Origin of the sequence: Reyranella soli (assembly GCF_007992495.1) — a bacterium.
In the GTDB taxonomy this organism is placed as follows: Bacteria; Pseudomonadota; Alphaproteobacteria; order Reyranellales; family Reyranellaceae; genus Reyranella; species Reyranella soli.
The window spans coordinates 132,000-156,453 of record NZ_BKAJ01000033.1 but is presented as its reverse complement, the minus strand read 5'-3'; the positions used below and the strand labels follow the sequence as shown (position 1 = coordinate 156,453).

Below are 24,454 nucleotides of genomic sequence, written 5' to 3'. Positions count from 1 at the left end.
GTCAGGCGTCGCCCGGCGGGAAACGCACGATGTCTCGATAGGCGTGCCAGCTCGCATGCGCCACCACCGGCAGAACGATGACCAGGCCGAGCAGGCCCGGCACCATGGCCAGCGCCACCAGCACGACGATCAGGCCGGCCCACAGCAGCATCGGCCGCAGGTTGAGACGCACCGCAGCGACCGATGTGGCGATCGCCTCGAACAGGTTGGCATCGCGACGATCGAGCAGATAGGGCATCGAGAAGGCGCCGATGGCGAAGGCGAGCGCCGCCAGGCTTGCACCGATTGTTACGCCGATCGCGAGGAACGGCAGGTTGCGCGCCGAATACCAGGCGAGATCGAGGAAATGGCCCCACGACGGCACGGTGCGCCAGTCGAACAAGGCAAACAGCAGCTGGGCCGCGCGCATCCAGGCGAGATGCAGCAGCAACAGCACGGTGCCCATCAGGGCGATCTGGTCGGGGTTGCGCCGCCAGGCGAGGAAGGTCGATTCGGCGTCGACCAGCAGCCCGTTCTCGAGTCGGCGGCTGATCTCGTAGAGGCCGACCGCCATGAACGGACCGACGAAGAAGAACCCGGCACTGATCGGCAGCACGAGATACGGCAGATCGCGCCACAGCAGCAGCGCGATGACCAGCCAGCCCGCGATGACAGCGGCGGCGCCGAAGGCGAGGCTGTGCAGAGGCGCCATCCAGAGATCACGCCAACCGGCGCCGAGCCACGACCAGGCGCGGTCGACGGCGACCTGGCGGATGCGCGGTTGCGCAGGGAACACGGCAATCGTGTCGCTCATGCAGTTTCCTCCTGTTGCCTGCGAATCCACCGCCTCGCGTGGCCGCGGTCCTTGACCCAGATCAAGGAGGCGCGGGGGCACGCCTCGTAGACCTCATCGCGACACAGCCGTGGGAGAGAAGATGTCCAGCCTAGCCGTCGCGCGCGCCGACCATCGCGGACCGCGATACGTCGAAGACGTCATCCGCGCCGCCGTGGTGCTCACCATGTTCTGGGGCGTCGTGGCCTTCCTCGCCGGCGTCGTGATCGCAGCCCAGCTCGTGTGGCCGCAGCTCTCCTTCGACAGCCAGTACCTGACGTTCGGTCGCCTGCGCCCGCTGCACACGTCGGCGGCGATCTTTGCCTTCGGCGGCACGGCGCTGATCGGCACGGCGTTCCACGTCGTGCAACGGACCTGCCGCGCCCGCCTGTTCGGCGGCGCGCCGCTCGGCTGGTTCGTGCTGCTGGGTTACCAGTTCTTCATCGTCACGGCGGCGGCCAGCTACCTGCTCGGCATCACCCAGAGCAAGGAGTACGCCGAGCCCGAATGGTTCATCGACCTGTGGCTGACGATCGTGTGGGTCGCCTATCTCGTGGCCTATCTCGGCACCGTGCTGAAGCGCGAGGAGCCGCACATCTACGTCGCCAACTGGTTCTACCTCGCCTTCATCATCACCATCGCGATGCTGCACATCGTCAACAACCTCGCGGTGCCGGTGTCGATCACCGGCAGCAAGAGCTACGGCGCCTGGTCGGGCGTGCAGGATGCGATGATCCAGTGGTGGTACGGCCACAACGCCGTCGGCTTCTTCCTGACCGCGGCCTTCCTCGGGATGATGTACTACTACATCCCCAAGGCGGCGAACCGGCCGATCTACTCGTACCGGCTGTCGATCATCCACTTCTGGTCCCTGGTGTTCCTCTACATCTGGGCCGGCCCGCACCATCTGCATTACACGTCGCTGCCGGACTGGGCGCAGACGCTCGGCATGGTGTTCTCGGTCATGCTGTGGATGCCGAGCTGGGGCGGCATGATCAACGGCCTCATGACCTTGAGCGGCGCGTGGGACAAGCTGCGCACCGATCCCGGCCTGCGCTTCTCGGTGACCGCGGTGGGCTTCTACGGCATGGCCACCTTCGAGGGGCCGGTCATGTCGATCAAGGCGGTGAACTCGCTCAGCCACTACACCGACTGGACGATCGGGCACGTCCATTCCGGCGCGCTGGGTTGGGTCGCCTTCATCGTGTTCGGCACGCTCTACTATCTGACACCGAAGATGTGGAACCGGCCGGCCATGTGGTCGGTGCGGCTGATCAGCTGGCACTACTGGATCGCCACGCTCGGCATCGTCCTCTACATCACCGCGATGTGGGTGAGCGGCATCATGCAGGGGCTGATGTGGCGCGCCTACGACGAGCTGGGCTTCCTGCAGTACTCGTTCGTCGAGACGGTGGCGGCGATGCAGCCCTTCTACATGATCCGCCTGCTGGGAGGCCTGTTCTTCCTGAGCGGCGGCCTGATCATGGCCTACAACATGTGGCGCACCATACGCGGCGAGGTCTCGGCCTCCGCCGTCGCGGCGCCCCGGGCCATCGCGGCTTAGGAGGCGATCGATGTTCATGCGTCACGAGACGATCGAGAAGAACGTCATCCTGATGGTGGTGCTGACCCTGATCACCGTCTCGATCGGCGGTCTGGTGCAGATCATCCCGCTGTTTACCATCGAGACCACGATCGAGCGCGTCGACGGCATGCGGCCCTACACGCCGCTCGAGCTGCTGGGTCGCAACATCTACGTCCGCGAAGGCTGCTACACCTGCCACAGCCAGCAGATCCGCCCCTTCAAGGACGAGGTCGAGCGCTACGGCCACTACAGCCTCGCCGCCGAGAGCATGTACGACAAGCCGTTCCAGTGGGGCTCCAAGCGCACCGGCCCCGACTTGGCGCGCGTCGGGGGCCGCTACTCCAACGACTGGCATGTCGCCCACCTCGTCTCGCCGCGCGCAGTGGTGCCGGAGAGCATCATGCCGGCCTATCCGGCCCTCGCCGAACGCAAGCTCGAGTACGCCGACATCGCGCAGCACCTGAAGGCGATGCGCGCAGCGGGCACGCCCTACAGCGACGAGATGATCGCCAATGCCCGCGCCGATCTTCTGGCCCAGGCCGATCCGGACGCCGATCCGACGGCCCTGCTGAAGCGCTACCCGCGCGCGGTGGTCGGCAAGGCCAACGGCCAGGCCGAGGGCCTCACCGAGATGGATGCGCTGGTGGCCTACCTGCAGATGCTGGGCACGCTGGTGAGTTTCGGCGACCTGCCACCCGAGCGGCTGCGGCAATAGGAGACGAGCATGGCTCTCGAAGCCCTTCACCAGATCCTTGCATCGGCCTGGACCATCTGGGCGGTTCTGATCTTCGCCGGCATCGCGCGCTGGGCTTGGCGGCCGGCCAATCGCCGCCGCTTCGAGCAGGACGCCAACATCCCGCTCAACGACGAGAACTGACGCCATGCCGACCAAGATCGAGAAGGACGCCCTCTCCGGCCAGGATACGACCGGCCACGAGTGGGACGGCGTGAAGGAGCTCAACACGCCGCTGCCGACCTGGTGGGTCTACACCTTCTACGCCACCATCGTGTTCGCCATCGTCTACTGCGTGCTCTATCCGTCGTGGCCGTGGATCAACAGCCATACACAGGGCCTGCTCGGCCAGACCAACCGGGCCGACCTCGTGCGCCAGCTCGATGCACAAGCCAAGGACCGCGGCGCCCTCGTCGAGCGCATTCGCTCGGCATCGCTCCAAGAAATCCGCAAGGATCCATCACTCCTTGCCTTCGCCATGGCCGGTGGCCGTTCGGCTTTCCAGACCAACTGCATGCAGTGCCATGGTGCGGGCGGCGCCGGCAACACCGGCTTCCCCAACCTGGTCGATGACGACTGGCTGTGGGGTGGCAAGATCGACCAGCTCTACGCCACCATCCAACACGGCATCCGCAACGCAGACGACCAGTCGCGCCAGTCGATGATGCCGAAGTTCGGCGTCGACGGCCTGCTGACCGGTACGCAGGTCGCCGCCGTGACCGACTATGTGATGAGCCTCTCGGGCCGCGGCCAGGCCACGGCGGAGGGTGCCAAGATCTGGCAGGAGCAGTGCGCCGCCTGCCACCAGCCCGACGGCAAGGGCAACCAGGAGCTGGGCGCGCCCAACCTGACCGACGGCATCTGGCTGTACGGCGGCGACCGCAACTCGATCTACCGTTCGATCTTCTACGCCCGCAACGGCAGCATGCCGGCCTGGAGCGGGCGGCTCGACGAGGCCACCCTCAAGATGCTGGCAATCTACGTCCACTCGCTGGGCGGCGGTCGCTGAGCGCGCGATGGATGCCGACCTCAAGGACGACGATGCGGTCTCGCTGCGTCAGCGCAAGGCCGAGGTGCCGCTCTATCTCAAGCGCATCAAGGTCTATCCGCGCGCCGTCGGCGGGCAATGGCGGCGCATCAAGTGGGCCGCCCTCCTGCTGCTGCTCGGCGTCTACTACCTCGTGCCGTGGCTGCGCTGGGATCGCGGGCCCGGCGCGCCCGACCAGGCCATCCTGATCGACCTCGACGGCCGGCGCGGCTGGTTCTTCGATGTCGTGATCTGGCCGCAGGAAGTCTATTTCGTCACCGGCCTCCTGATCCTGGGCGCCATCGGCCTGTTCCTGGCGACCTCGCTGTTCGGCCGCGTCTGGTGCGGCTTCGCCTGCCCCCAGACCGTGTGGACCGACCTCTTCATGCAGGTCGAGCGCCTGATCGAGGGCGACCGCAACCAGCGCATGCGGCTCGACCGCGCGCCGATGTCGGTCGGCAAGGCATTGCGCAAGGGATTGAAGCACACCGCCTGGATCGCCATCGCCGCCGCCACCGGCGGCGCCTGGGTCTTCTACTTCGTCGACGCGCCGTCGGCTCTCGCCAAGATCTTCACCGGCGAAGCGTCGCTCGAAGTCTACTTCTTCGTCGGCCTGCTCACCGCCACAACCTACACGCTGGCCGGCTGGGCGCGCGAGCAGTTCTGCACCTATATGTGCCCCTGGCCGCGCTTCCAGGCGGCGATGCTCGATGAGCAGAGCGTCATCGTCACCTACCAGAAATGGCGCGGCGAACCGCGCGGCAAGCAGAAGGCGGGCGACGACTGGCAGGGCCGCGGCGACTGCATCGACTGCTCGCTCTGCGTCGCGGTCTGCCCGACCGGCATCGACATCCGCGATGGCCAGCAGATCGAATGTATCGGCTGCGGCCTGTGCATCGACGCCTGCACCCAGACCATGACCAAGGTCGGCCGCCCGCGCGACCTGATCCGCTGGGACACGCTCGCCGATCAGCAAGCCAAGGAGCGCGGCGCCAGCGCAGCATGGCGGCCGTTGCGCGCACGGACGCTGCTCTATGGTCTGCTGTTCGGCCTGGTGGCGGCCTTCATGCTGGCCGCCTTCCTGTCGCGAAGCGAGGCCGAGCTGACGGTCCAGCGCGACCGCAGCCCGAACTTCGTGCGTCTGTCCGACGGCAGTATCCGCAACGCCTATACTGTAAAGATCCTGAACAAGCGGCGCAGCGAACAGAGCTTCGCACTGGCGCTCGACGGCTTGCCGGAGGCACGCCTCGGCACCATCGGGACCGAGACCCTATCGAGCCTGGTCGTCCATCCCGACGCCGTCGGAACGTTCCGCGTCTTCGTGACCGTTCCGGCGTCGGCGGCGCGGGCCGGTTCGCACGCGATCGACTTCGTCATCCGCGATGCCGCCGGCTTCGTCCGCGCATCGCATGGCGCGGTGTTCATCGGACCCGAGCGATAGGAGCCCGCCAATGACCGCCATTGCTCTGCGCAGCCGCTACATCCCCTGGCTGTTCGTCGCGGGCTTCGCCCTGGTCGTTGCCGTGAACGCCACCATGATCTGGCTGGCCGTCGGCTCCTTCTCGGGGCTCTACACCGCCAAGCCGCGCGACCGCGGGCTGAACTACAACGCCGTCGTCGAAGCGCAGAAGAGCCGCGATGCGTTGGGCTGGCGCATCGATACCGCATGGCATCCCGCCGCGAACCGCCTGGAAGTCGCGGCTTTTGACGCCGCCGGCCAGCCGCTCGGCGGCCCCCGCATCGAGGTCGAGTTGATCCGTCCGGTCGAGAAACAGCGGCCGTTGGCGGTGACGATGGACGCCATCGACATCGGCCGCTTTGCGGGCCATGTCGAGTTGCCGGCGCGCGGCAACTGGGATGTCGACATCGTGGTCGAGCACCACGGCGAACGCTATGCGCTGACGCGGCGGATGTTCCTGAGATGAGCGACATCGCCCTCATCGCACCGGCCGAACCACGCACCGCTCGTGCCTGTGCCCATTGCGGCGAAACAGTCCGCGGGATGGGCGAGTTCTGCTGCGCCGGTTGCGCCAGCGCCCACGCCATCATCGGCGCGGCCGGGCTTGCGGCGTTCTACCGGCGGCTCGAGGACAAGAGGGCGCATCGGCCGGTGCCGCTCGACGTCGATTTCGCAAGCTACGGCCGGTCCGCCGGCGACACCGAGCATGAGCTCGACCTGCTGGTAGAGGGCCTGGATTGCGCCGCCTGCGTCTGGCTTTTGGAAAGCCTCTTGGCCCGCAACGCAGCGATCCATCGCGCCCGCGCCCATCTGTCGACGCGCCGCTTGGCGCTGCGTTGGATCGGACCCGCCAGCGACGCCAATGCCCATGTCGGGCTGGTCGCCGCGCTCGGCTTCCGACCGGCGCCCTTCCAGGCATCGGCAACGATCGGCGACGACGACCGCGAGACGCGCGACCTGCTGCGCTGCCTCGGCGTGGCGGGGTTCGCCGCGGCCAATGTCATGCTGCTGTCGGTGGCCATCTGGTCGGGCCACGACGGGTCGATGGGCGACGCCACGCGCACCCTGTTCCATTGGCTGTCGGCCGCCATCGCCCTGCCGGCCATCGCCTATACCGGGCGGCCGTTCTTTCGCTCGGCGGTCAACGCGCTCAAGGCGGGACGCACCAACATGGACGTGCCGATCTCGATCGGCGTCACCCTGGCATCGGTCGTCAGCCTGCACGAAGCGTGGGTCGGCGAGCAGCATGCCTATTTCGATTCGGCGATCACGCTGCTCTTCTTCCTGCTGATCGGCCGCTACCTCGACAGGCGCGCGCGTGGCCGGGCGCGCCAGGCGGTGCAGGCCCTGCTGGCGCTCAGTGGGCGGAGCGCTACCGTGATCGCCGCCGACGGCCGCACGGAGTCGCGGCGCGTCGACCAGCTCGTGCCGGGCGACATGCTGCTGGTCGCCGCCGGCGAGCGGCTGGCGGCGGACGGCGTCGTCGCCGACGGCCACTCCCTGCTTGATACCGCGCTGGTGAGCGGCGAGAGCGTGCCGCGGCCCGTCGAGCTCGGCGCCCAGGTGTTCGCCGGCATGGTCAACCTCGGCACGCCGCTCAGGGTGCGCGTCACGGCGGCGGGCGAATGCACGCTCCTGTCGGAGATCGTCCGCCTGGTCGAGGCGGCCGAGCGCGGCCGTTCGCGCTTCGTCGCCATCGCCGACCGGCTGGCGCGCGCCTACGCGCCGGTCGTTCACTTGACCGCACTGCTGACCTTCCTGGGCTGGCTGCTGCTGGGCGGTCTTGCCTGGGACCGCGCGCTGCTGGTCGCTACGGCCGTGCTGATCATCACCTGCCCCTGTGCGCTGGCACTCGCTGTGCCGGTGGTGCAGGTCGTGGCCAGCACGCGCCTGCTCGGCGAGGGCGTGCTGCTGCTGTCGCCGACCGCGCTGGAGCGCGTGGCCGGCGCCGATCACGTGATCCTCGACAAGACCGGCACCTTGACGTTGGGCCGCCCCGAGCTCGTCGGCACGGGCCACGATCCCGCAATGCTGGGGCAGGCTGCGGCGATCGCCGCCAACTCGCGCCATCCGCTGGCCCAGGCGCTCTTACGCGCGACTGCCGACGCGACACCCGCCGACGGCGTGGTGGAGCATGCCGGTTTCGGCCTGGAGTGTGGCGAGAGCCGGCTGGGCTCGGCCCGCTTCTGCGGCATAAACGATCCGCCGGACGACGGTCATTCCGAATTGTGGTTCGTGCGGCCTGGAGCGACGCCGGTGCGGCTGGCCTTCGCCGATCGCCTGCGGCCGGACGCGGTCGATACCGTCGCTCGCCTGGCCAAGCGCGGCCTCACGCTCGAGCTGCTGTCCGGCGATCGCCCGGCGGCAGTGGCGCGCGTCGCCCGCGAGGTCGGTCTGGCGGCCTGGCGCGCCGAAGTCCCGCCGGCTGCCAAGGCCCAGCGCCTGGCGTCGCTGGCCGCCGAAGGCCGGCGCGTCCTGATGATCGGCGATGGCTTGAACGATGCGCCGGCATTGGCGGCGGCCCATGCTTCGATCTCGCCGTCCACCGCGGCGGAGGCGACGCAAAATGCCGCCGACGCTGTGTTCCAGGGCGATGCGCTGCGCGGTGTCGTCGAGATCGTCGACGTCTCGCGGCGGGCCGGCCGGCTGATGCGTCAGAACCTGGCGCTCGCCCTGCTCTACAACCTGAGCGCCGTGCCCCTCGCCATCCTGGGCGAAGTGACACCGCTGGTCGCGGCGGTCGCCATGTCCTCGTCCTCGCTGCTGGTCATCGGCAACGCGCTGCGCCTCGCACCACGCTCGCGGAGGAAAACCGATGGATAGCCTGCTTATCCTGGTTCCCGCCGCCCTGCTGCTCGGCCTTCTGGCACTGGCGGCGTTCCTGTGGGCGCTGCGCAACGGCCAATACGACGACCCCGACGGGGCGGCGGGCCGCATCCTGTTCGACGACGAGTAAGGAGAGAACGATGTCTCATTGGATCATGGGGATCTTGACTGGGCTGCTCGGGCTGGCCGGTCTCTTGATGGCGGGCGCCGCGCGCGATTTCGGCATCCTCGCCTTCGGCTTGGCGTTGGCGCTCTACGCCGTCCTGTTCTGCTGGTGGATGGTCAAGACCGCCTACGACGAGATCGAGCAGGAGTGAAGCCGATGAGCCTTAAGCGCAGCCGCCTGGAACCGGCCCGCACGCCCGATCATCCCAACGGCAGCTCGTCGCACGGCTATGAGTTCATGGCGCCGCTCGACGGCACAGGGCACCTCGCCTCATCGGAATGGCCGACGCAGAAAGGGGCATGCACGGTGCACCGCTTCTGGGCCGGCGCGACCGACGAGCACGGCGCGCTGATCCACCGCCGCAACGGGAGCTGGGCGTTTTCCTACGCTCCCAGCGAAGACGACGACGAGCCGATCTTCAAGTTCGACAGGCACCGCTTCGTGATCGGCGAATACGTCACCATCACCGAGCACGACGGCGTCGCGCGACCGTTCGGCGTTGCCGAGGTCGCGCCCGCGATCAGACGTGCCTAGGCGGCTGGGTCGCCAGCCAGCGGCGGTAGCGGATATAGGCGATGCCGATCGACACGCCGAAGCCGACAAAGGAGAAGATCACGAGAAGCAGGTAGTAGAATTGATCGGTCGTCATCGGCACCTCCGTTGGTCGCGACGATGATCGCCAACCACCCCAAGCTTGTGTTTGATCCAGATCAACGAGCGACGGCAGGCAGCACCTATCCTGTTCGGTGGAGGGTGTGATGGACGCCAGCTACTACTCGATCATCGAACGAGGCGAGGATGGCCATTTCTGGGGATGGGTGCCCGACCTGCCCGGCATCAGCGCCGACGGCGAGACCGAGAAGGAAGTGGCCGATCGCCTGCTGCGCAGCGTGCGCGAGTGCCTGCGCAACCTCATCGTGACCGGCGAACCCGTACCCCGGCCGCGTGCGCCAGAGGAGCTGCCCGCCCGCGACGGCGCGCGCGAGCTGCGCCGCCTGCTGCTGATCATCAGCTGATCCTCAACCGCGACAGGAAATACCGATGCCCCTCAGTCGAGCGATCGTCTGGATGGATTCACGCCAAGCCAGCGTCTTCAGGTTCGGCGCGGACGATCTCGTCCAGGACCGCCTTCACGCCGACAGCCCGTTCCTCAAGGTCGACCACAAGGCCGGCCGCATGCATGCCGGCCGGCCCGCTGCCGACCTCGACTTCCTCGACCGGGTCATCGATTCCCTGCGCGGCACGCGCGCCTGGTGCCTGGCCGGCCCCGACGGCGCCAAGGAAGAGCTGGTCGGCTACCTCGACAGGTACAAGGACCGTGACGGGCATATTGCCGGCCTTCGACAGCAGCTCCTCTGCATCTCGCCCATGGATCGTCCCACGGACGACGGGCTGCTCCGGCAGGCGCGCCAGGCCGCCGAGACGACAGGGGCGTAAAATACCTGTGAACCGGTGCAACCAAAGCCCGCCGGCTGGTCATTGATGGATGTTACGAGAGGAGCATCCGATGACCTACCTGGACCTTGCTCCGGCCATCACGGCCCTTCGTGCGCGACCGGAGGAATTCGAGTTCATCAACGACACGCTTCATCACCCACGCAGTCGGCACAGGTTCCGCTTCGACAGCGAGGGTGACGTCCAGATCGATGCCCTCTGCGACTGCTCGCTGCTGCGCGCCAGACCGGAACAGGCCAAGGTCTTCCATGCGGCCTATCAGGATTGGCACGCCAACTACTGGCGGCCCCTCATGATCAACCGCGAGTTCGCCTCGCACTTCGGCCCGCCGCCCCTGTGGCGCCGGGCGGCCATGTGGCTACTGAAGCGGCTACTGACGGGACCGCAGGAAACCAAGCCGATGCCTGCGCCGGCGGTCGCGCCGGCCGAGTAATCTGCCGCCATCCCAAGCCGACGGCGCCCGCTCAAGTCAGCGGACGCCGGGCGTGGACGTTCAGCGCGTGTAGACGGTCGTTGTCGCGGCCGGAGCGGCCGGCGTCGTCACTGTGGTGGTGCTGGCGGTAGCCGGCGTGCTGTAGGTGGTGGTTGTCGTCGCGGCGGGCCGCTGCTGGACCGTGGTGCGTTCCTGGACGGTGCAGGCCGCGGTGGCCACGGCCAGTGTCAATCCGATGATCACGAACTTCATGAGGGCTCCTTGTGCCTGAAAGGGCACAGGTCGCAACGTGACTGTCATCCAACGGTTGCTGACAGCGACCGAGGCCGAAAATCGCGAGAAGCGGCCGCACGCATGTGAAACTATGGCGACCTCCCCTGACCCATGAGGCCCGCCATGACGCTGCTGCTCAATATCGACGTGCCCGATGTCGAGACCGCCCTGCGCTTCTACACGACGGCCTTCGATCTCAAGGTCGGCCGCCGCTTCGGCGCCGACTTCGTCGAGCTGCTGGGCTGGCCGGCGCCGGTCTATCTCCTGACCAAGGCGGCCGGCACGATCGGCGCCGGCGGCGATCCCCGGCGGTACAGCCGGCATTGGACGCCGGTCCATCCCGACATCGTCGTCGAGAACGTCGACGCCGCGGTCGAGCGCGCGGTCGCGGCGGGCGCCAAGCTCGAGGCCGAAGCCAAGGACACGAGCTGGGGCCGCATCGCCATGCTGGCCGATCCGTTCGGCCACGGCTTCTGCCTGCTGAAGTTCAACGAGCGCGGCTACGACGCGTTGCTCTAACGGGAGCGCGGGTCTCCGGCCCGCTCATATCCGGACCGGAGGTCCGCGCTCCCATTACAGCCTGAGCAAACTGCCGTAGCCGTCGACCTTCGCCTGGACGCCGGCCGAGCGCAGACAGTGCCAGAGGCTGGCCTGGTTGGCCGAGATCACCGGCCGCTTGAGATCCTGCTCCAGCGCTTCGAGGATGCCGACGCAGCGAAAGCCGGTGCCGGCGATCAGGACGGCGTCGGCATCGGCCGGGCACGCCGCCCGGATCTGCGCGTAAAGCGGCTCGATCTCCTGCTCGAAGCCCGCGCCCTGGCCGACCAGCTCGCCCGGCGCGAGGTCGCGCCACTTGCGGCCTGGGTCGTAGCGCAGATGGCCGGCGAGCGTAAAACCGTGATCAGCGTAGTAACGGCAGCCCGCCGCCACGGTCTCGTCGTTGAACCAGGGCGGCAGCACCAGGAAGGGCCGCTTGCTGCCCGACGCACGCAGCGCGGCACAGGTATCGATGCCGTTGGTGGTGACGATCGTGCCGTCACCGAGCAGCGGCAGCAGGCTCACCACGGCTGCCTCGTCCCACCCCTTGCCGCCCAAAAGGCTGCTCGAGCTGTGGGCGATCACGACAGCCGACAGCCGCATGTTGGCGAACTGGCGGCAGCCGCGCACCAGGTCGTCCTCCGGCTCGACGTCGCGGCGATCGTCGCGCCAGCGCAGCCAGGGCGCGCGCGCCGTCACGCGGGCGGCATGCACCGAGACGCCGGACGGCGCCATCGCCCACCATTCGGCTTCCGGCACGGCTTCGTTGCCGACGATGAACAGGCCGAAGCGGGCCCGCCAGCCCCAGTTGTCGTTGCTCACGGGAAACAGGCCTCCATTTGCGTCATTGCACCGGCGCCAGGCTGTCGATCCAGCGCTGCGCCGGGGTCAGTCTGGTGAAGAGTTTGATCGGCCGGTCGGCGGTGGCCAGGATGCCCAGCATGCGCTTCGCCAGTTCGGCGACGTTGTCCGCCAGCACGATGGCGAGCGCGCCGACCGGCTGGTCATGGTAGTTCCTGATCCTGAAGGCGACCGCCATCATCTCGTCATGGTCCATCACGACGTTGCCGGCGCGGGCGTCGTACAGCTTGCGATAGGCGAGCGCGCCGCCGCCCTCGACGGCGTCGAGATAGTCGTCGGCATCGGCGCGGGTGACATCGCCCTCGGCCGTCACGACAACGAGTTGCTGCTTGGAATCGATCGTCCAGTAGATCGGCATTTCCGGCGCTCACTTGAAGTGCCAGCGGCTGCCCTGCTCCGGCATGACGAAGCGCACGCCCACGTCGTTGGCCGCCTCGAGCTCCTGCAGGAGCTGACGCTGCGGCTGTTCCTTGGTCAGTGAATATTTGATGTGGCTCACGACCACCGGCAGGTCCTTCAGTGCCTTGCCGCCGGCCAGCCCATCGAGCTTGCGCAGCTCCTCCATCAGCCAGCGCGGCGTCAAATGGCCGAACAGCAGGTTGTCCGGGCGGTCACTGGTGTAGGACACCTCGATGACGATTGCCTTGAGCCGCTTCTGCTTCACGCGCTCGGCGACGGCGGCCCAGATGTCGGCGAGGCGCGTGCCCTTCTCCACCGCGTCGGGGCCGGTGTCGCCGAAGCACAGGATGCCGTCGCCACCGCTCTCCAGCAGGAAGGCCGTCGATTCCACGCCGCCATGGGACAGCGGAAAGGCGGTCACGGTCATGGCGGTGTCGGCGATCGGCATTGCCTCGCCGGGCTTCAGCTCGGCGATGGCGTATTTCTTGAGTTGCGGGGCCTTGCCGCGATCGCTGAAGTTCGGCCAGGCGCGCCAGTTGAAATAGGTCTCGACCAGGTCGGCGCCGACCGAGGGCAGCACGTAGATCGGCTTCTTGCTGTCGTCGGGCGAAGCGACGATCAGGCCGGCAACATGGTCGAGATGGGCATGGCTGATCAGGTAGCCCTTGATCGCGTTGGTGAGCATGTAGCCGACGCGGCTCTGCGGGGAATCCGCCGGCACCGTGACGTTGGCGAAGGCGCCCTTCTCCTCGGCGACGCGCAAGCCGTTAACCAGCGTGCCGGCATCGCAGGTCACGCCGCGATTGTCGCCATGCGGATGGATCAGCGAGGCGCTGAGATTGCCGTCCTGGATGCCGCCCAGCGCGCCTAGCACCACTAGGTCGAAGCCGTCGGCGGCGATGGCTTTGGACATACCGGGGAGGCACGCCGCCACGGCAATGGCGGCAGCAGCAAGTTTTGCGGATCTCATCTCAGCTCCCCCGGTAGCACTCAGCGGCGCAAGGTAGCCTTCCCGCGCGCCGCCGCCTACCCGAGATCACGAGCGCGACGAAACGGCTCGCCGGCCGATGCCGCTCGGCAAGTCGCTGAAATCCATGCAGGTGCTGTTGAACAGGAGATGCCGCGGCCGTCTGCTGACATAGAGGTCGTGAGGGATCGCCTCCGCCAGCACCGCAGCCGCCCGGTCGATCTGGGCGCGCAGTGCCGCGCCGTTGTTGGCCGCCATCTGGACGAAATGGTAACGATCGCCGCAATAGGCCCAGATTGCCTGATGGACCTGCTGGTTGGCGCCGGCGTCGCGCACCTTGGCGCGCGCCAGCACGATGATGCCGACCTTGGGATTGACCAGATCCTCGCGCTGCAGGCCCAATCGATATTCGATGACCAGGAAATGATCCGGCGCCCTGGCGCCATCGGGCACCGCCGCCAAAGGCGTTCCCTGGGACGTCACGTTGATGATCTCGACGTCCCCGGCTGCCTTCGACGAGGCGAGCCGCGCCCGCAGCAGCTCGGTGAAGTCGGTATCCTCGATCGCCGTCCGCAGGAAGACGCGGGTCTGATCGACCACATCCTCGCGTTGGGCCTCGTTGGCGCCCTTCACGCCGCCGACGATCGCCCCCACCCCCATCACGGCGAGACCCAGAAGGCCGCCGCCGCCCGGCAGCACCGACGCGCCCTGCTGGGCGCCGAGTTGCGCGCCCTCCGCGCTACCGCGTGCGCCGAGCTTCGACGTATCGGCCTGCTTGAGACCGGAAACGTCGCCGGAGATGGACGTGACGCTGCGTCGGGCCGCCTCGGGTATCGGCTGGACCGGCGCTTGCGCACAGCCGACGACCATCACGCCGACAGCGACGCCCGAAACGACAGCATGGATGCTGAACATTCTCTCAACCCCTGCACTCACATCGACAAGGGCTGAACTGTCGATCGCGGCGAGTCCGATAGCCTCGCTGCCCGCCGCCGGGCTACCGACTACTTTTTCTTGGTGAGCGCGCCCTCGAACTCGCAGTAACCGTAGAGCTTGATCTTGGAATCGCCTTCCTTGATCTGGCCGATGACGTCCATCATGCCGCCGCCGCCGACCATGGCGGCCGTCTTGATGGCGCCGCTCTTGCCGAGCGTCGTCTCGAAGGTGCGCTCCGGCCGGCCTTCCTGCTGGAACTTGCCCTTGACCGCTTCGCCGTCGACCGTGACGTCGATCACCATCTTGTAGGTCGGGCACTTGGAGCTGCCGGGGACGTTCTTGCCATAGCCGGTCCAGGTCCAAACGACGGGTTCCGCCTGGGCGGCGCCCGCGACCAGCAGACCGGCCAACGCGCCGACAATTGCACCCTTCAGCATCGCTCTTGTCTCCCTTAGAAGAATTCCCTGATCGCCTTGAGCACGGCGGCTGGCTTCTCCTGCCCCACAGCGTGTCCGGCCTTGGCGACCTTAACCAATTTCGATTTGGAAATCGCCTTTTTGAAGGCATGGCCGTAGACCGGCGGGATCAGCGCATCCTCCGTGCCCCACACGATCAACGTGCGGGCTGCAATACGTCGCAGGCGCTGGCCAAGACCGCGATCGGGAATGGGGAAAAGGATCTTGCCCGCCATGCCCAGCCGGCGCGCATTCATGACCAGGAACTGCTTCAGGAATTCCGGGTCGTTCATGTCGCCGCCCGAGGCCAGGAGCCGGCCGCCGGCTTCGGCGTCATGGAACAGCAATCCAGGCAGCTCGTAGGGCAGCTTGGAGAAGATATCGACGATCGGATGGTCGTCCAGCCACAAGCCGGCCGGCGCCAGCAGGCAGAGCTTGGCGACCTCGGTGCGCGCGATCGCCGCCATCTCGGCAGCGATCATGCCGCCCATGGAATGGCCAACGACGATGGGCTTCTTGAGCTTCAACGCCTCCAGCACGTCGAGTCCGTGCAGGGTGATGTCGAGCATGTCGCGCAGCTCGTCCTCGCCCGTCGACTGGCCGTAGCCCGGCAGCAACGGCGCCACGACGCGGTACTTGGTGGCGAGGGCCGCGATCAGCGGATCGGCCGGCATGTGGCCGCCTGCGCCGTGGAAATAAAGAAGGTCACGGCCCTTGCCGGCTTCGACGACCTGGATCCGGATGCCCGAGGGTTTGAGCGTGAGAAAACGCGATTTCATTCCGCGGCGACCTTCAGCGGCACAGGCTCGTTCATCGGGTGCATCCAGAAGCGGTCGTCGTGGTTCTTCCACTCGGGCCACAGGTTGCGCAGGTGTGGCATCACCTTCTCAGCGAACAGGCTCGTCGAATAGCGCACCTTGTCGTTGGGCATGTTGCCGACATGCATCAGGCAGAAGATGTTGCCGACGCGCAGGGTCTTGATCAGCTCTTCCATCTGCTGGCGCACCGTCTCGGGCGAGCCGGCGACGATATAGCGGCCGTCGACGAGGTCCTTCCAGGTCATGCTGGGATAGTTGCGCGCCGCGGCCTGGGTGAACTGCGACAGCGCGCCGGTCTGGATGGTCTTGACCGTGCGATAGCCCGGCGCGTCGGCGAAGCCCGGATAGACGTGCAGGCAGCGATTGTAGAAGTAGTTCACGTGCGGCCAGTACAGCCGCTCGGCCTCGGCATCGCTATCGGCAACGCAGATCACCTGGGCAAAGCCCGCGCGGTAGGGCGATTCGTCGGCCTTGCGCTCGGCGACCCGCTTCCAGTAGCCGTCCATCAGCAGCTTGGCGCGCAGATAGCCCGAGTAGCTCAGGTAGGAATACGAATAGGTGTTGTCGAGGCAGAAGTCGTAGGTCTCGACCGAGCCACCGCCGGGAATGAAGATCGGCGGCGCCGGCCGCTGGATCGGCTTGGGCCAGCAATTGACGTAGCGCAGCTTGGTGTAGCGGCCGTTGAAGGCGAACGGCTCATCGGCCGCCCATGCCTTGCGGATGAGGTCATGCGCCTCGGCGTACTTCTCGCGCGTCAGCGCTGGGATCGTGCCGTAGGCATAGTTGGTGTCCATCGACGTGCCGACCGGGAAGCCGGCGACCAGCCGCCCGCCCGACAGCACGTCGAGCATGGCCATCTCCTCGGCCACGCGCAGCGGCGGATTGTAGAGCGCGATCGAGTTGCCCAGCACGACCAGGGCCGCCTTGGAGGTTCGCCGCGTCAGCGTCGCCGCCATGATGTTGGGCGACGGCATCAGGCCGTAGGCATTGGCATGGTGCTCGTTGACGCCGATGCCGTCGAAGCCGACGGTCTCGGCATATTCGAGCTGGTCGAGATACTGGTGATAGGCGATGTGCCCGAGCTCGGGCTCGTACATGCGGTTGGGCAGGTCGACCCACACCGAACGATGCTTCTCGCGGAAGTCGTCCGGCATGTGCGGCCAGGGCATCAGATGGAACCAGGTGAATTTCATCGGCGTGCTCCGTTGCCGTCATTGTACGGCACCGACGCTGGCCGTCGAGATGCCCGCTCGATATCGTAGTGCGAACCAGCGAGGGCGTTCTGGGCCATTCCGCTGGCACTCAACTGCATCAGCGTCCCTTGAACTGCGGCTCGCGCTTCTCCAGGAAGGCCTTGATGCCCTCCTTCATGTCCTCGGTCTGCATCAACGGCAGGAGCTGCAGGAAGACGTGATGGACGTGCTCGTTGAACGGCTCGTTCCAGGCCATGCGCATCATGCGCTTGGCCGCCTGGATGGCGAGCGGCGCGTTGGCTGCGATCTCCAACGCAAGCTCGCGCGCGGCGCCTAGCACCTCGGTATCGGGCACGACCCTGTTCACCAGGCCGATCTCCAGCGACTGCGCGGCATTGAGGGTTCGGCCGGTGAAGATCAGCTCGGCCGCCTTGGCCCAGCCCAACATGCGCGGCAGGTACCACGTGCCGCCCGATTCCGGCAGCACGCCGCGCTTGGCATAGGACGCCGCGAGCTTGGCCGACTGCGCCATGACTCGGATGTCGGCGCCCAGCGCCAGGTCAAGGCCGTAGCCCGCGGCCGAGCCGTTCAGCGCGGCGATCACCGGCTTGTCCATGGCATGTAGAACCGGCGGCGGCGTGTTGCGCAGGTCGATGTTGGTCGGCGTGGCGCCCGAGCCGACGCTGAGATTGTCGGTGCCCCTGCTCTGCGCCTCGAGATTGAGGCCGGCGCAGAAGGCGCGGCCGGTGCCGGTCAGGATGACGGCGCGCACCTCGCGATCCTCATTGGCCCGCACCAATGCATCGGTGAGCTGTTTCAGCATCGGGCCGGAGATGGTGTTCATACGCTGCGGTGCATTCAGCGTGACGGTGGCGATGGCGCCGTCGACGCCGTAGAGCAGCTCTTCCGGCATTACCGAAGCTGCGGGCTGGGCCGCAAACTGGCTCATGTTTCCTCCACCTGCCGATTGCCGCTATGGTGGAGCAGGAGAACCTGACACGCCATGCAAAACCGTTTCATCGATCTTTACAGCGACACCAAGAGCAAGCCCTCACCCGGCATGCGGAAGGCCATGGCCGACGCCGAAGTCGGCGACGAGCAGAAAATGGAAGACCCCACGGTCAACCGGTTGCGCGAGCGCGTTTGCGAGCTTTTGGGCAAGGAGGATTCCGTCTTCCTGCCGAGCGGCACCATGGCCAACCAGATCGCCATCCGCGTGCATTGCCGGCTGGGTGACGAGGTGATCGCCGACCGCACCGCCCACATCATCAACGCCGAGACCGGCGGCCCGGCCGCCAATTCCGGCGTCATGATCCGGCCGATCGAAGGCCCGAACGGCGTGTTCACTGGCGAGCAGGTCAAGGCCGCGCTGCGCGACCCCAACAGCCGCAACGCCCCGCGCTCGCGCCTGGTCTCGATCGAGAACACGTCCAATGGCGGCTTCGGCACGGTATGGCCGCTTGCCACCATGCAGGGCGTGGCCAAGGTGGCGCGCGACGCAGGTGTGGCACTGCACATGGACGGCGCACGGCTCTGCAATGCCTCGGTGAAGTCCGGCGTGAAGGCCAGCGACTATGCGGCCTGCGTCGATTCGTTGTGGCTCGATTACACCAAGGGCCTGGGCGCGCCGGTCGGCGCTAGCCTCGCGGGCGACAAGGCGTTGATCAAGGAGGCGTGGCGCCAGAAGCAGATGCTGGGCGGCTCGATGCGCCAGTCCGGCGTGATCGCCGCCGCCGCGCTCTATGCGCTGGAGCACAACTGGGATCGCCTGGCCGAGGACCACGACAATGCCCGGCACCTCTCCGAGGGGCTGGCCAACATCAAGGGCATCCAGATCGACGTGCCGCGCATGGAGACCAACCTGGTGTTCTTCGAGATCACCAAGCCCGGCTGGACCTCGGCCAAGCTCGTCGACGCCTGCCGCGAGCGCGGCGTCGGCATCGGCGCCAACACCGCGACGCGCATCCGTGCGGTGACGCATCTCGACGTCAACCGCAAGGACATCGACACCGCCCTGAAGGTGATCAGCGACGCGCTGGCCGCGTAGCGCTCAAGCCGCCCGGGGTTTCTTCTTCGACGAGGAGCGCGCCTGGCTCTTGCCGGGCGCGCTCCTGGCCTGCGGCGGCCGTCTGGCAAGCAGCCGCCTGATGACGGCTTGAAAGGCGGGATTGCGATTCGGTGGCGGCTCGGACATGGCGGATGACCCCTCGTCCAGTTGGAAGCCCAGCACTCAGTTACGCAAGCTTACGATATCGGTCTCCCGGCGTCGGCCAAAACCTTGCCGCCGAGACCGATGAAGCAGACGCCTGCCGCCCGCTCGATCCAGTGCCGCGCGTTCTGGAAACGCCGCATCACCGGGCCGGAGGACATGAACAGGCTGACGCAGGAATACCAGATCAAGGACGATGCCGTCACGAGGCCGATCATCAGGACCATCAGCCAGGTCGGCGTTGAAGCCGTAACCGCCGTGGCGAACACGCTGGCGAACAGTACGATCGCCTTGGGGTTGGTCAGCGTCACCAGGAAGCCGAACAGGATCGCACGCGCGCCGGCGGGTCGACGCGGCTCCTGATCGAGGTCGATGGTCTGCGGCTTGGCCCGCAGAAGCTTGATGCCCAGGTAGGCGAGATAGCAGCCGCCCAGCACGCGCACCGTCCAGGTGAGCCACTGGTACTCCGCCAGGATGGCCGACAGGCCCAAAAGGCTGAGCGTCGAGTACATGCAGAGGCCGGTCGACACGCCGAGCGTCGTCAACAGCCCGGCGCGCGTGCCGTGGGTCATGGATGAGCGCACGACGGCAACGAAGTCCGGCCCGGGCAGGATGAGTGCGGGGATGAAGACGGCGAAGACGCTGATGAGGACCACAATGCTATCCATGGCAACCGAGTTGCCATGCCCGTGCGCCGGCTGCAAGGCCCCCCAACGCCAAGAGCCCGACGCCAGGAACAGGAGTAATCCCAGCCCCAGATTTTCATCGTCACGTGCCGGCTGCAAAAGCCGGTATACCCGACCGCATGAATGCTCCAGTTGCTCTTGGCCAGCCGCTGATGCGGCGTGAGGACCGCCGCCTGCTGACCGGCCGCGGCCGTTATGCCGACAACACCGCGCCGGCCGGTGCGCTGGCTGTCCTGTTCGTGCGCTCGCCGCACGCCCATGCGCGCCTCGCCGGCATCGACAAGGCGTCGGCCCTAGCCTCGCCCGGCATTGCGGCGATCTACACCGCCGATGACCTTGTAGCCGACAAGGTCGGCCATCTGCCGGCGATCAGTGAGATCAAGGACGCGGCCGGCAACCGCCATCGCGAGCCCGAGCATCTGCCGATGCCGCCGGGCAAGGTGCGCCATGTCGGCGACATCGTCGCCATGATCACGGCCGAAACCCTCGACCAGGCGCGCGACGCGGCCGAACTGCTGGAGATCGACTACGAGACGCTGCCCGCCGTCGTCACGGCCGCGCAGGCCCTCGCTCCCGATGCACCGCTGGTCCATGACGACGTGGCGGGCAACCTGATGTGCCGATGGGGCAAGGGCGACGCGGCGGCGACCGATGCCGCCTTCGCGCGCGCCGCGCACGTCTCGACCTTGTCCATCCGCTCGCCGCGCCAGATCGTGCACTACATGGAGACGCGCGCGGCGTGGTCGGCCTACGACGACGCCGACGACCTCGTGACCGTCACCTTCTCCTCGCAGGGCGTGCAGATCCCGCATCGCCTGATGTGCGAGCGCGTGCTGAACGTGCCCAAGGACAAGCTTCGTCTTGTTACCGAGGATGTCGGCGGCGGCTTCGGGCCGAAATATCCGATCTATGCCGAATCGACACTGATCGCCTGGGCCACCCGCAAGCTCAAGCGCGGCCTGCGCTGGACCTGCGAGCGCGCCGAGCTGACGCAAAGCGACAGCCATGCCCGCGACCTTGTTGCCAGCGGCGAACTCGCGCTCGATGCACAAGGCAAATTCTTGGCGGTGCGCGTCAAGGCCGAGGCCAACTACGGCGCCTATGTCTCGATGTTCGCGCCGACCATCCCGACCACGGGCCTGGCCAAGGTGATCTCCGGCCTCTACCGCATCCCGGCGATCCGCATCGACTTCGACTGTGTCTTCACTAACACCGTGCCGGTCGACGCCATCCGCGGCGCCGGCAAGCCCGAGGCATTGTTCCTGCTGGAGCGCCTGGTCGATCTCGCCGCCCATGAGACCGGCCACACGCCGGCCGAGCTGCGCCGTCTGAACCTGCTCAAGGCCGACGAGATGCCGTACGCGGCGGCGAGCGGCTACACCTATGACGCCGCCGACTGCGTGCAGCTGTTCGAGACGGCATTGAAGGCCGCCGACGAGCCGCGCTTTACGGCGCGTCGTGCGGCGAGCGAAGCCGCGGGCAAGCGGCGCGGACTGGGCCTCGCCTGTCATCTCCACGGCACCGGCGGGATCGCCGATGAGCACGTCGTGGTGCAAGTCGGGCCCGACCGGCTGGTGGCAAGCGTGGGAACACAAAGCCAGGGCCAGGGCCACGAGACGGTGTTCGCCCAGATCCTGGCGGCGTCGCTCGGCGTGCCGATGGACCGCATAGAAGTGCGCCAGGGCGACACGCGCAGCATCCCGCACGGCGGCGGCACCGGCGGCTCGTCCTCGACCATCATCAGCGGCACGACCTTGAAGCGCGCCGCCGACGTCGTGATCCAGCGCGGCCGCGACCTTGCGGCCGAGCGGCTGGAGACGGCGCCGGCCGACATCGCCTATCGCGACGGCAGCTTCGAGGTCGTCGGCACCGACCGGCGCATCGGCCTGTTCGAGCTGGCGGCCGCCAAGCCGTTCACCGGCGACGCGCTGTTCGGCGACAAGATCGAATCCTTCCCCACCGGCGTCATGGTCTGCGAGGTCGAGGTCGATCCCGAGACCGGCGTGGTGCGCGTCGATCGCCTGACCGAGGTCGCCGACTGCGGCACCGTGGTCAATCCGCGGCTTCTGGTGGGCCAGGTCCATGGCGGCATCGTCCACGGCCTGGGCAATGCGCTGCTGGAAGAGGCGGTCTACGACGAGGAGAGCGGCCAGCTGCTGAGCGGTACCCTGATGGACTACGCCCTGCCGCGCGCCGACGACACCCCGTCCCTGCAGGTCGAGACCATCGCCACGGCCTCGTCCAACAACTTCATGGGCTTGAAGGGCGTCGGCGAACTGCCGACCAACGGCGCCCCGGCCGCCATCGCCAACGCCGTGCTCGATGCCCTTCGGGCGCTCGGTGTGCGCCATATCGACATGCCGATCACGGCGCACAAGGTGTGGCGGGCGATAAACGGGCGCTAGCGGGAGCGCGGGCCTCCGGCCCGCTCATGATCATGATGCCGGCCCGAGGCCGGCGGTCCGAAAGAGCATGAATCATGAGCGGGCCAGAGGCCCGCGCTCCGACGCTTCGTGAAATGCACGGCGAATTCGCGAAACGACCATGGATCGCGAACGTCGACAGCCCATAGTCGCCCCATGTTCCGTCGCCTCCTCATCGCCACCGGCGTGCTCGTCCCTATCGTCGTCGGCGCCTTCGCCGCCGTCATCGCCTTCAATGCACCCGCCGCGCCGCCCGTACTGGCCGCCGGCAACTCGGTCCCCGGCATCGCCCAGTGGAACTTCGCCGAACTGCCCAAACTGCAGACTCTCAAGGCGCGCGACGGAGCCCCGTTGAACTACCGCGCCTATCCCGCCCGCCCTGATCGCGCCGTCGTCCTGGTGCACGGCTCGAGCGCCACGGACGCCTCGATGCTGAAGCTCGCCCAGGCGCTGCAGGCTGCCGGCGCCAGCGTCTATGCCATCGACCTGCGCGGCCATGGCGGCAGCGGCACCGCCAACGGCGACGTCTCCTATCTCGGCCAGCTCGACGACGATCTCGCCGACCTCGTCAAAGAACTGGGCCTCGACAAGCCGAGCGTGCATCGAACGCTGATGGGCTTCTCCTCCGGCGGTGGCTTCGCGCTCCGTATCGCCGGCGGCCGGCAGGCTGCCCTGTTCAACGACTACCTCGCGATCTCGCCCTACATCGGCCAGGACTCGCCGACCAACAAGCCGAACTCCGGCGGCTGGGCCGGCGTCGCCGTGCCGCGCGTCATCGCGCTGTCGCTGCTCAGCAGCATCGGTCTCGGCTGGTTCCAGGACTTGCCCGCCGTCCACTTCGCGACCGACGCCAAGCCGAGCGACCGTCGCACACCTGTCTATTCCTTCCGCTTGGCGGCGAGCCTGCAGCTCGAGCGCGACTGGCGCGGTGTGCTGGCGCGCATAACGGCGCCGACCGAGATCGTGGTCGGCGCCAACGACGAGCTGTTCAATGCCGATCAGTTCAAGCCGATGCTGCAAACGGTCAATCCGCGCATCGGCGTGACCATCGTGCCGAACGAGACTCATCTCGGCATGATCGCCGATCCTCCGGCGACGGCTGCGATCGCCGCCGCCTGGCGAAAGTTGGCAGGCGACTGACCGGCGGCTAGTTTTCCGTCGGGAGGATATTCAATGACACGGAAGATGCTCGCCGCGCTTGCCGGCGGATTGCTGCTGTTCGCCACCGAGGCTTCGGCGCAAGCGTGGCCGAACAAGCCGATCAAGCTGATCGCGCCCTATCCGCCGGCCGGGCAGACCGACGTCGTGTCGCGCTACTTCGCCGACAAGCTGAGTGCAGTGCTCGGCCAGCAGGTGATCGTCGAGAACAAGCCCGGCGCGCAGGGCATGGTGGGCGCGGAGATCGCGAAGAATGCACCGCCCGACGGCTACACGTTCCTGTACGTCAACTCGTCGATGATGTGCATCAACCCCTACGTCTACAAGAAGCTGCCCTATGACGGCTTCAAGGACTTCGTACCGGTGACGCAGCATGGTCTGGCGCCGCTTGCCATGGTCGTGCCGCCGACCTTGGGGCCCAAGTCGGTGAAGGAGTTCGTCGCCTGGGCGCGCGAGCGCAAGGGCAAGGTGAGCTTCGCCTCGTTCGGCAACGGCTCGTCGTCGCACATCTGGGACGAGATGCTGAACCAGGCGGAGAGGCTCGACATGACGCACGTGCCCTACAAGGGCGCGGGCCCGGCGATCCAGGACACGCTGGCTGGCCACATCCCGATGACCATCCAGGATCTCGCCGCCGGCGGGCCTGCCATCTCGGGCGGCAAGCTGACGCCGCTTGCCGTCACCTCGACCGTGCGCTGGCCGCGCCTGCCCGACGTGCCGACCTTCGAGGAGGCCGGCTACAAGATCAATCTCACCGGCTGGAATGCGATCCTGGCGCCTGCCGGCACGCCGAAAGAGATCGTCGAGCGCATGAGTGCGGAGATCCGCAAGCTGGTGCAGACACCCGAAGGCAAGGAGAAGCTTCTGGACATGGGCCTGTTCGCGACGGGCACGACGCCGGCCGAGCTGACCGAGATCATGAAGACCGGCTGTGCCGCCTGGGGCGAAGCCGTGAAGCGCGCCGGCGTCGAGCCGGGATAGTCATACGCGGACCGCGGGCCTCTGGCCCGCTCATGAGCGGGCCAGAGGCCCGCGGTCCGAATA

The 24,454-nt window shown here is 67.3% G+C and carries 30 protein-coding genes; 18 read left to right on the top strand and 12 right to left on the bottom strand.

Translation table 11 applies throughout. The features are described 5' to 3' along the window. Position 1: 1 nt before the first annotated feature. Positions 2–793: a DUF2189 domain-containing protein gene (locus RSO01_RS11225; protein ID WP_147149177.1), complete on the bottom strand. Its 792-nt coding sequence runs from the start codon at positions 791–793 to the stop codon at positions 2–4. Positions 794–914: 121 nt separating this feature from the next. Here RSO01_RS11225 and ccoN point away from each other — a divergent pair, with 121 nt between their 5' ends. From ccoN to RSO01_RS11180, 10 genes are read left to right on the top strand one after another with little or no spacing between them, the layout of a single operon-like run. Beyond that, the gene (gene ccoN, locus RSO01_RS11220; protein ID WP_147149176.1) at positions 915–2,375 is read left to right on the top strand and encodes a cytochrome-c oxidase, cbb3-type subunit I; all 1,461 of its coding nucleotides are present in this window, start codon (positions 915–917) and stop codon (positions 2,373–2,375) included. A 10-nt stretch (positions 2,376–2,385) separates the two neighbouring features. After that, entirely contained in the window at positions 2,386–3,111 is a 726-nt protein-coding gene (gene ccoO / locus RSO01_RS11215; protein ID WP_147149175.1) for a cytochrome-c oxidase, cbb3-type subunit II, read from the top strand. 9 nt (positions 3,112–3,120) lie between these two features. Continuing rightward, complete coding sequence (locus tag RSO01_RS11210; protein ID WP_147149174.1) at positions 3,121–3,273, top strand: cbb3-type cytochrome oxidase subunit 3; 153 nt, start codon at positions 3,121–3,123, stop codon at positions 3,271–3,273. Positions 3,274–3,277: 4 nt separating this feature from the next. After that, entirely contained in the window at positions 3,278–4,138 is an 861-nt protein-coding gene (gene ccoP / locus RSO01_RS11205) for a cytochrome-c oxidase, cbb3-type subunit III (protein ID WP_147149173.1), read from the top strand. 7 nt (positions 4,139–4,145) lie between these two features. After that, positions 4,146–5,597: a cytochrome c oxidase accessory protein CcoG gene (gene ccoG / locus RSO01_RS11200; protein WP_147149172.1), complete on the top strand. Its 1,452-nt coding sequence runs from the start codon at positions 4,146–4,148 to the stop codon at positions 5,595–5,597. A 10-nt stretch (positions 5,598–5,607) separates the two neighbouring features. Further along, entirely contained in the window at positions 5,608–6,081 is a 474-nt protein-coding gene (locus tag RSO01_RS11195; protein WP_170302990.1) for a FixH family protein, read from the top strand. Beyond that, positions 6,078–8,438, top strand: coding sequence for a copper-translocating P-type ATPase (locus tag RSO01_RS11190; protein ID WP_170302989.1), 2,361 nt, complete (start codon positions 6,078–6,080; stop codon positions 8,436–8,438). The genes RSO01_RS11195 and RSO01_RS11190 overlap by 4 nt, the downstream gene beginning before the upstream one ends. Next, entirely contained in the window at positions 8,431–8,571 is a 141-nt protein-coding gene (ccoS, locus tag RSO01_RS11185) for a cbb3-type cytochrome oxidase assembly protein CcoS (RefSeq protein ID WP_147149170.1), read from the top strand. Before RSO01_RS11190 ends, ccoS begins: the two co-directional genes overlap by 8 nt. A 25-nt stretch (positions 8,572–8,596) precedes the next feature. Continuing rightward, positions 8,597–8,758, top strand: coding sequence for a hypothetical protein (locus tag RSO01_RS47195; RefSeq protein ID WP_170302988.1), 162 nt, complete (start codon positions 8,597–8,599; stop codon positions 8,756–8,758). A gap of 5 nt (positions 8,759–8,763) precedes the next feature. Continuing rightward, on the top strand, positions 8,764–9,141 hold the full coding sequence (locus RSO01_RS11180; RefSeq protein ID WP_147149169.1) for a hypothetical protein: 378 nt from the start codon (positions 8,764–8,766) through the stop codon (positions 9,139–9,141). Here RSO01_RS11180 and RSO01_RS49450 read toward each other — a convergent pair. Further along, positions 9,128–9,256, bottom strand: a complete 129-nt coding sequence (locus RSO01_RS49450) for a hypothetical protein (RefSeq protein WP_281291438.1) — start codon at positions 9,254–9,256, stop codon at positions 9,128–9,130. The genes RSO01_RS11180 and RSO01_RS49450 overlap by 14 nt on opposite strands. A 109-nt stretch (positions 9,257–9,365) precedes the next feature. Here RSO01_RS49450 and RSO01_RS11175 point away from each other — a divergent pair, with 109 nt between their 5' ends. From RSO01_RS11175 to RSO01_RS11165, 3 genes are all read left to right on the top strand, one after another. After that, positions 9,366–9,623: a type II toxin-antitoxin system HicB family antitoxin gene (locus tag RSO01_RS11175; RefSeq protein WP_147149168.1), complete on the top strand. Its 258-nt coding sequence runs from the start codon at positions 9,366–9,368 to the stop codon at positions 9,621–9,623. A gap of 25 nt (positions 9,624–9,648) precedes the next feature. Continuing rightward, positions 9,649–10,044, top strand: coding sequence for a hypothetical protein (locus tag RSO01_RS11170; RefSeq protein ID WP_147149167.1), 396 nt, complete (start codon positions 9,649–9,651; stop codon positions 10,042–10,044). A 70-nt stretch (positions 10,045–10,114) separates the two neighbouring features. Next, complete coding sequence (locus tag RSO01_RS11165) at positions 10,115–10,495, top strand: hypothetical protein (protein ID WP_147149166.1); 381 nt, start codon at positions 10,115–10,117, stop codon at positions 10,493–10,495. A 60-nt stretch (positions 10,496–10,555) separates the two neighbouring features. Here RSO01_RS11165 and RSO01_RS11160 read toward each other — a convergent pair whose 3' ends face one another. Beyond that, positions 10,556–10,747: a hypothetical protein gene (locus tag RSO01_RS11160; RefSeq protein WP_147149165.1), complete on the bottom strand. Its 192-nt coding sequence runs from the start codon at positions 10,745–10,747 to the stop codon at positions 10,556–10,558. A 144-nt stretch (positions 10,748–10,891) separates the two neighbouring features. On the opposite strand from RSO01_RS11160, the gene RSO01_RS11155 reads away from it, so the two are divergent. After that, positions 10,892–11,287: a VOC family protein gene (locus RSO01_RS11155; RefSeq protein WP_147149164.1), complete on the top strand. Its 396-nt coding sequence runs from the start codon at positions 10,892–10,894 to the stop codon at positions 11,285–11,287. 54 nt (positions 11,288–11,341) lie between these two features. On the opposite strand, the gene RSO01_RS11150 is transcribed toward RSO01_RS11155, so the two are convergent. The 8 genes from RSO01_RS11150 to RSO01_RS11115 all read right to left on the bottom strand — a co-directional run bounded on the left by RSO01_RS11150 (position 11,342) and on the right by RSO01_RS11115 (position 17,883). Continuing rightward, positions 11,342–12,127 (bottom strand): maleate cis-trans isomerase family protein, encoded by a 786-nt coding sequence (locus tag RSO01_RS11150; RefSeq protein WP_147149163.1) that lies wholly within the window; start codon positions 12,125–12,127, stop codon positions 11,342–11,344. 22 nt (positions 12,128–12,149) lie between these two features. Beyond that, positions 12,150–12,524 carry a hypothetical protein gene (locus RSO01_RS11145; protein WP_147149162.1) on the bottom strand — a complete coding sequence of 125 codons (375 nt, stop codon included), beginning with the start codon at positions 12,522–12,524 and terminating at the stop codon, positions 12,150–12,152. Between the two features lie 9 nt (positions 12,525–12,533). Continuing rightward, the gene (locus RSO01_RS11140; RefSeq protein ID WP_246158302.1) at positions 12,534–13,478 is read right to left on the bottom strand and encodes an MBL fold metallo-hydrolase; all 945 of its coding nucleotides are present in this window, start codon (positions 13,476–13,478) and stop codon (positions 12,534–12,536) included. A gap of 123 nt (positions 13,479–13,601) precedes the next feature. After that, on the bottom strand, positions 13,602–14,447 hold the full coding sequence (locus RSO01_RS11135) for a hypothetical protein (RefSeq protein ID WP_147149160.1): 846 nt from the start codon (positions 14,445–14,447) through the stop codon (positions 13,602–13,604). 89 nt (positions 14,448–14,536) lie between these two features. Then, on the bottom strand, positions 14,537–14,905 hold the full coding sequence (locus RSO01_RS11130) for a hypothetical protein (RefSeq protein WP_147149159.1): 369 nt from the start codon (positions 14,903–14,905) through the stop codon (positions 14,537–14,539). Positions 14,906–14,919: 14 nt separating this feature from the next. Next, complete coding sequence (locus RSO01_RS11125) at positions 14,920–15,702, bottom strand: alpha/beta fold hydrolase (RefSeq protein ID WP_147149158.1); 783 nt, start codon at positions 15,700–15,702, stop codon at positions 14,920–14,922. Beyond that, on the bottom strand, positions 15,699–16,934 hold the full coding sequence (locus tag RSO01_RS11120) for an LLM class flavin-dependent oxidoreductase (RefSeq protein ID WP_147149157.1): 1,236 nt from the start codon (positions 16,932–16,934) through the stop codon (positions 15,699–15,701). Before RSO01_RS11120 ends, RSO01_RS11125 begins: the two co-directional genes overlap by 4 nt. Before the next feature lie 118 nt (positions 16,935–17,052). Beyond that, entirely contained in the window at positions 17,053–17,883 is an 831-nt protein-coding gene (locus tag RSO01_RS11115) for an enoyl-CoA hydratase/isomerase family protein (RefSeq protein WP_147149156.1), read from the bottom strand. A gap of 54 nt (positions 17,884–17,937) precedes the next feature. Here RSO01_RS11115 and RSO01_RS11110 point away from each other — a divergent pair, with 54 nt between their 5' ends. Beyond that, positions 17,938–18,981: a threonine aldolase family protein gene (locus tag RSO01_RS11110; RefSeq protein WP_147149155.1), complete on the top strand. Its 1,044-nt coding sequence runs from the start codon at positions 17,938–17,940 to the stop codon at positions 18,979–18,981. 197 nt (positions 18,982–19,178) lie between these two features. Here RSO01_RS11110 and RSO01_RS11105 read toward each other — a convergent pair whose 3' ends face one another. After that, the gene (locus RSO01_RS11105) at positions 19,179–19,811 is read right to left on the bottom strand and encodes a LysE family translocator (RefSeq protein WP_147149154.1); all 633 of its coding nucleotides are present in this window, start codon (positions 19,809–19,811) and stop codon (positions 19,179–19,181) included. Between the two features lie 137 nt (positions 19,812–19,948). Between RSO01_RS11105 and RSO01_RS11100 the strand changes: the two genes are divergently transcribed. The 3 genes from RSO01_RS11100 to RSO01_RS11090 all read left to right on the top strand — a co-directional run bounded on the left by RSO01_RS11100 (position 19,949) and on the right by RSO01_RS11090 (position 24,391). Next, positions 19,949–22,234 (top strand): xanthine dehydrogenase family protein molybdopterin-binding subunit, encoded by a 2,286-nt coding sequence (locus tag RSO01_RS11100; protein ID WP_147149153.1) that lies wholly within the window; start codon positions 19,949–19,951, stop codon positions 22,232–22,234. A 174-nt stretch (positions 22,235–22,408) separates the two neighbouring features. Then, positions 22,409–23,392 carry an alpha/beta fold hydrolase gene (locus RSO01_RS11095; RefSeq protein ID WP_147149152.1) on the top strand — a complete coding sequence of 328 codons (984 nt, stop codon included), beginning with the start codon at positions 22,409–22,411 and terminating at the stop codon, positions 23,390–23,392. Between the two features lie 33 nt (positions 23,393–23,425). Then, the gene (locus tag RSO01_RS11090) at positions 23,426–24,391 is read left to right on the top strand and encodes a Bug family tripartite tricarboxylate transporter substrate binding protein (protein WP_147149151.1); all 966 of its coding nucleotides are present in this window, start codon (positions 23,426–23,428) and stop codon (positions 24,389–24,391) included. The last annotated feature ends 63 nt before the right edge of the window (positions 24,392–24,454 follow it).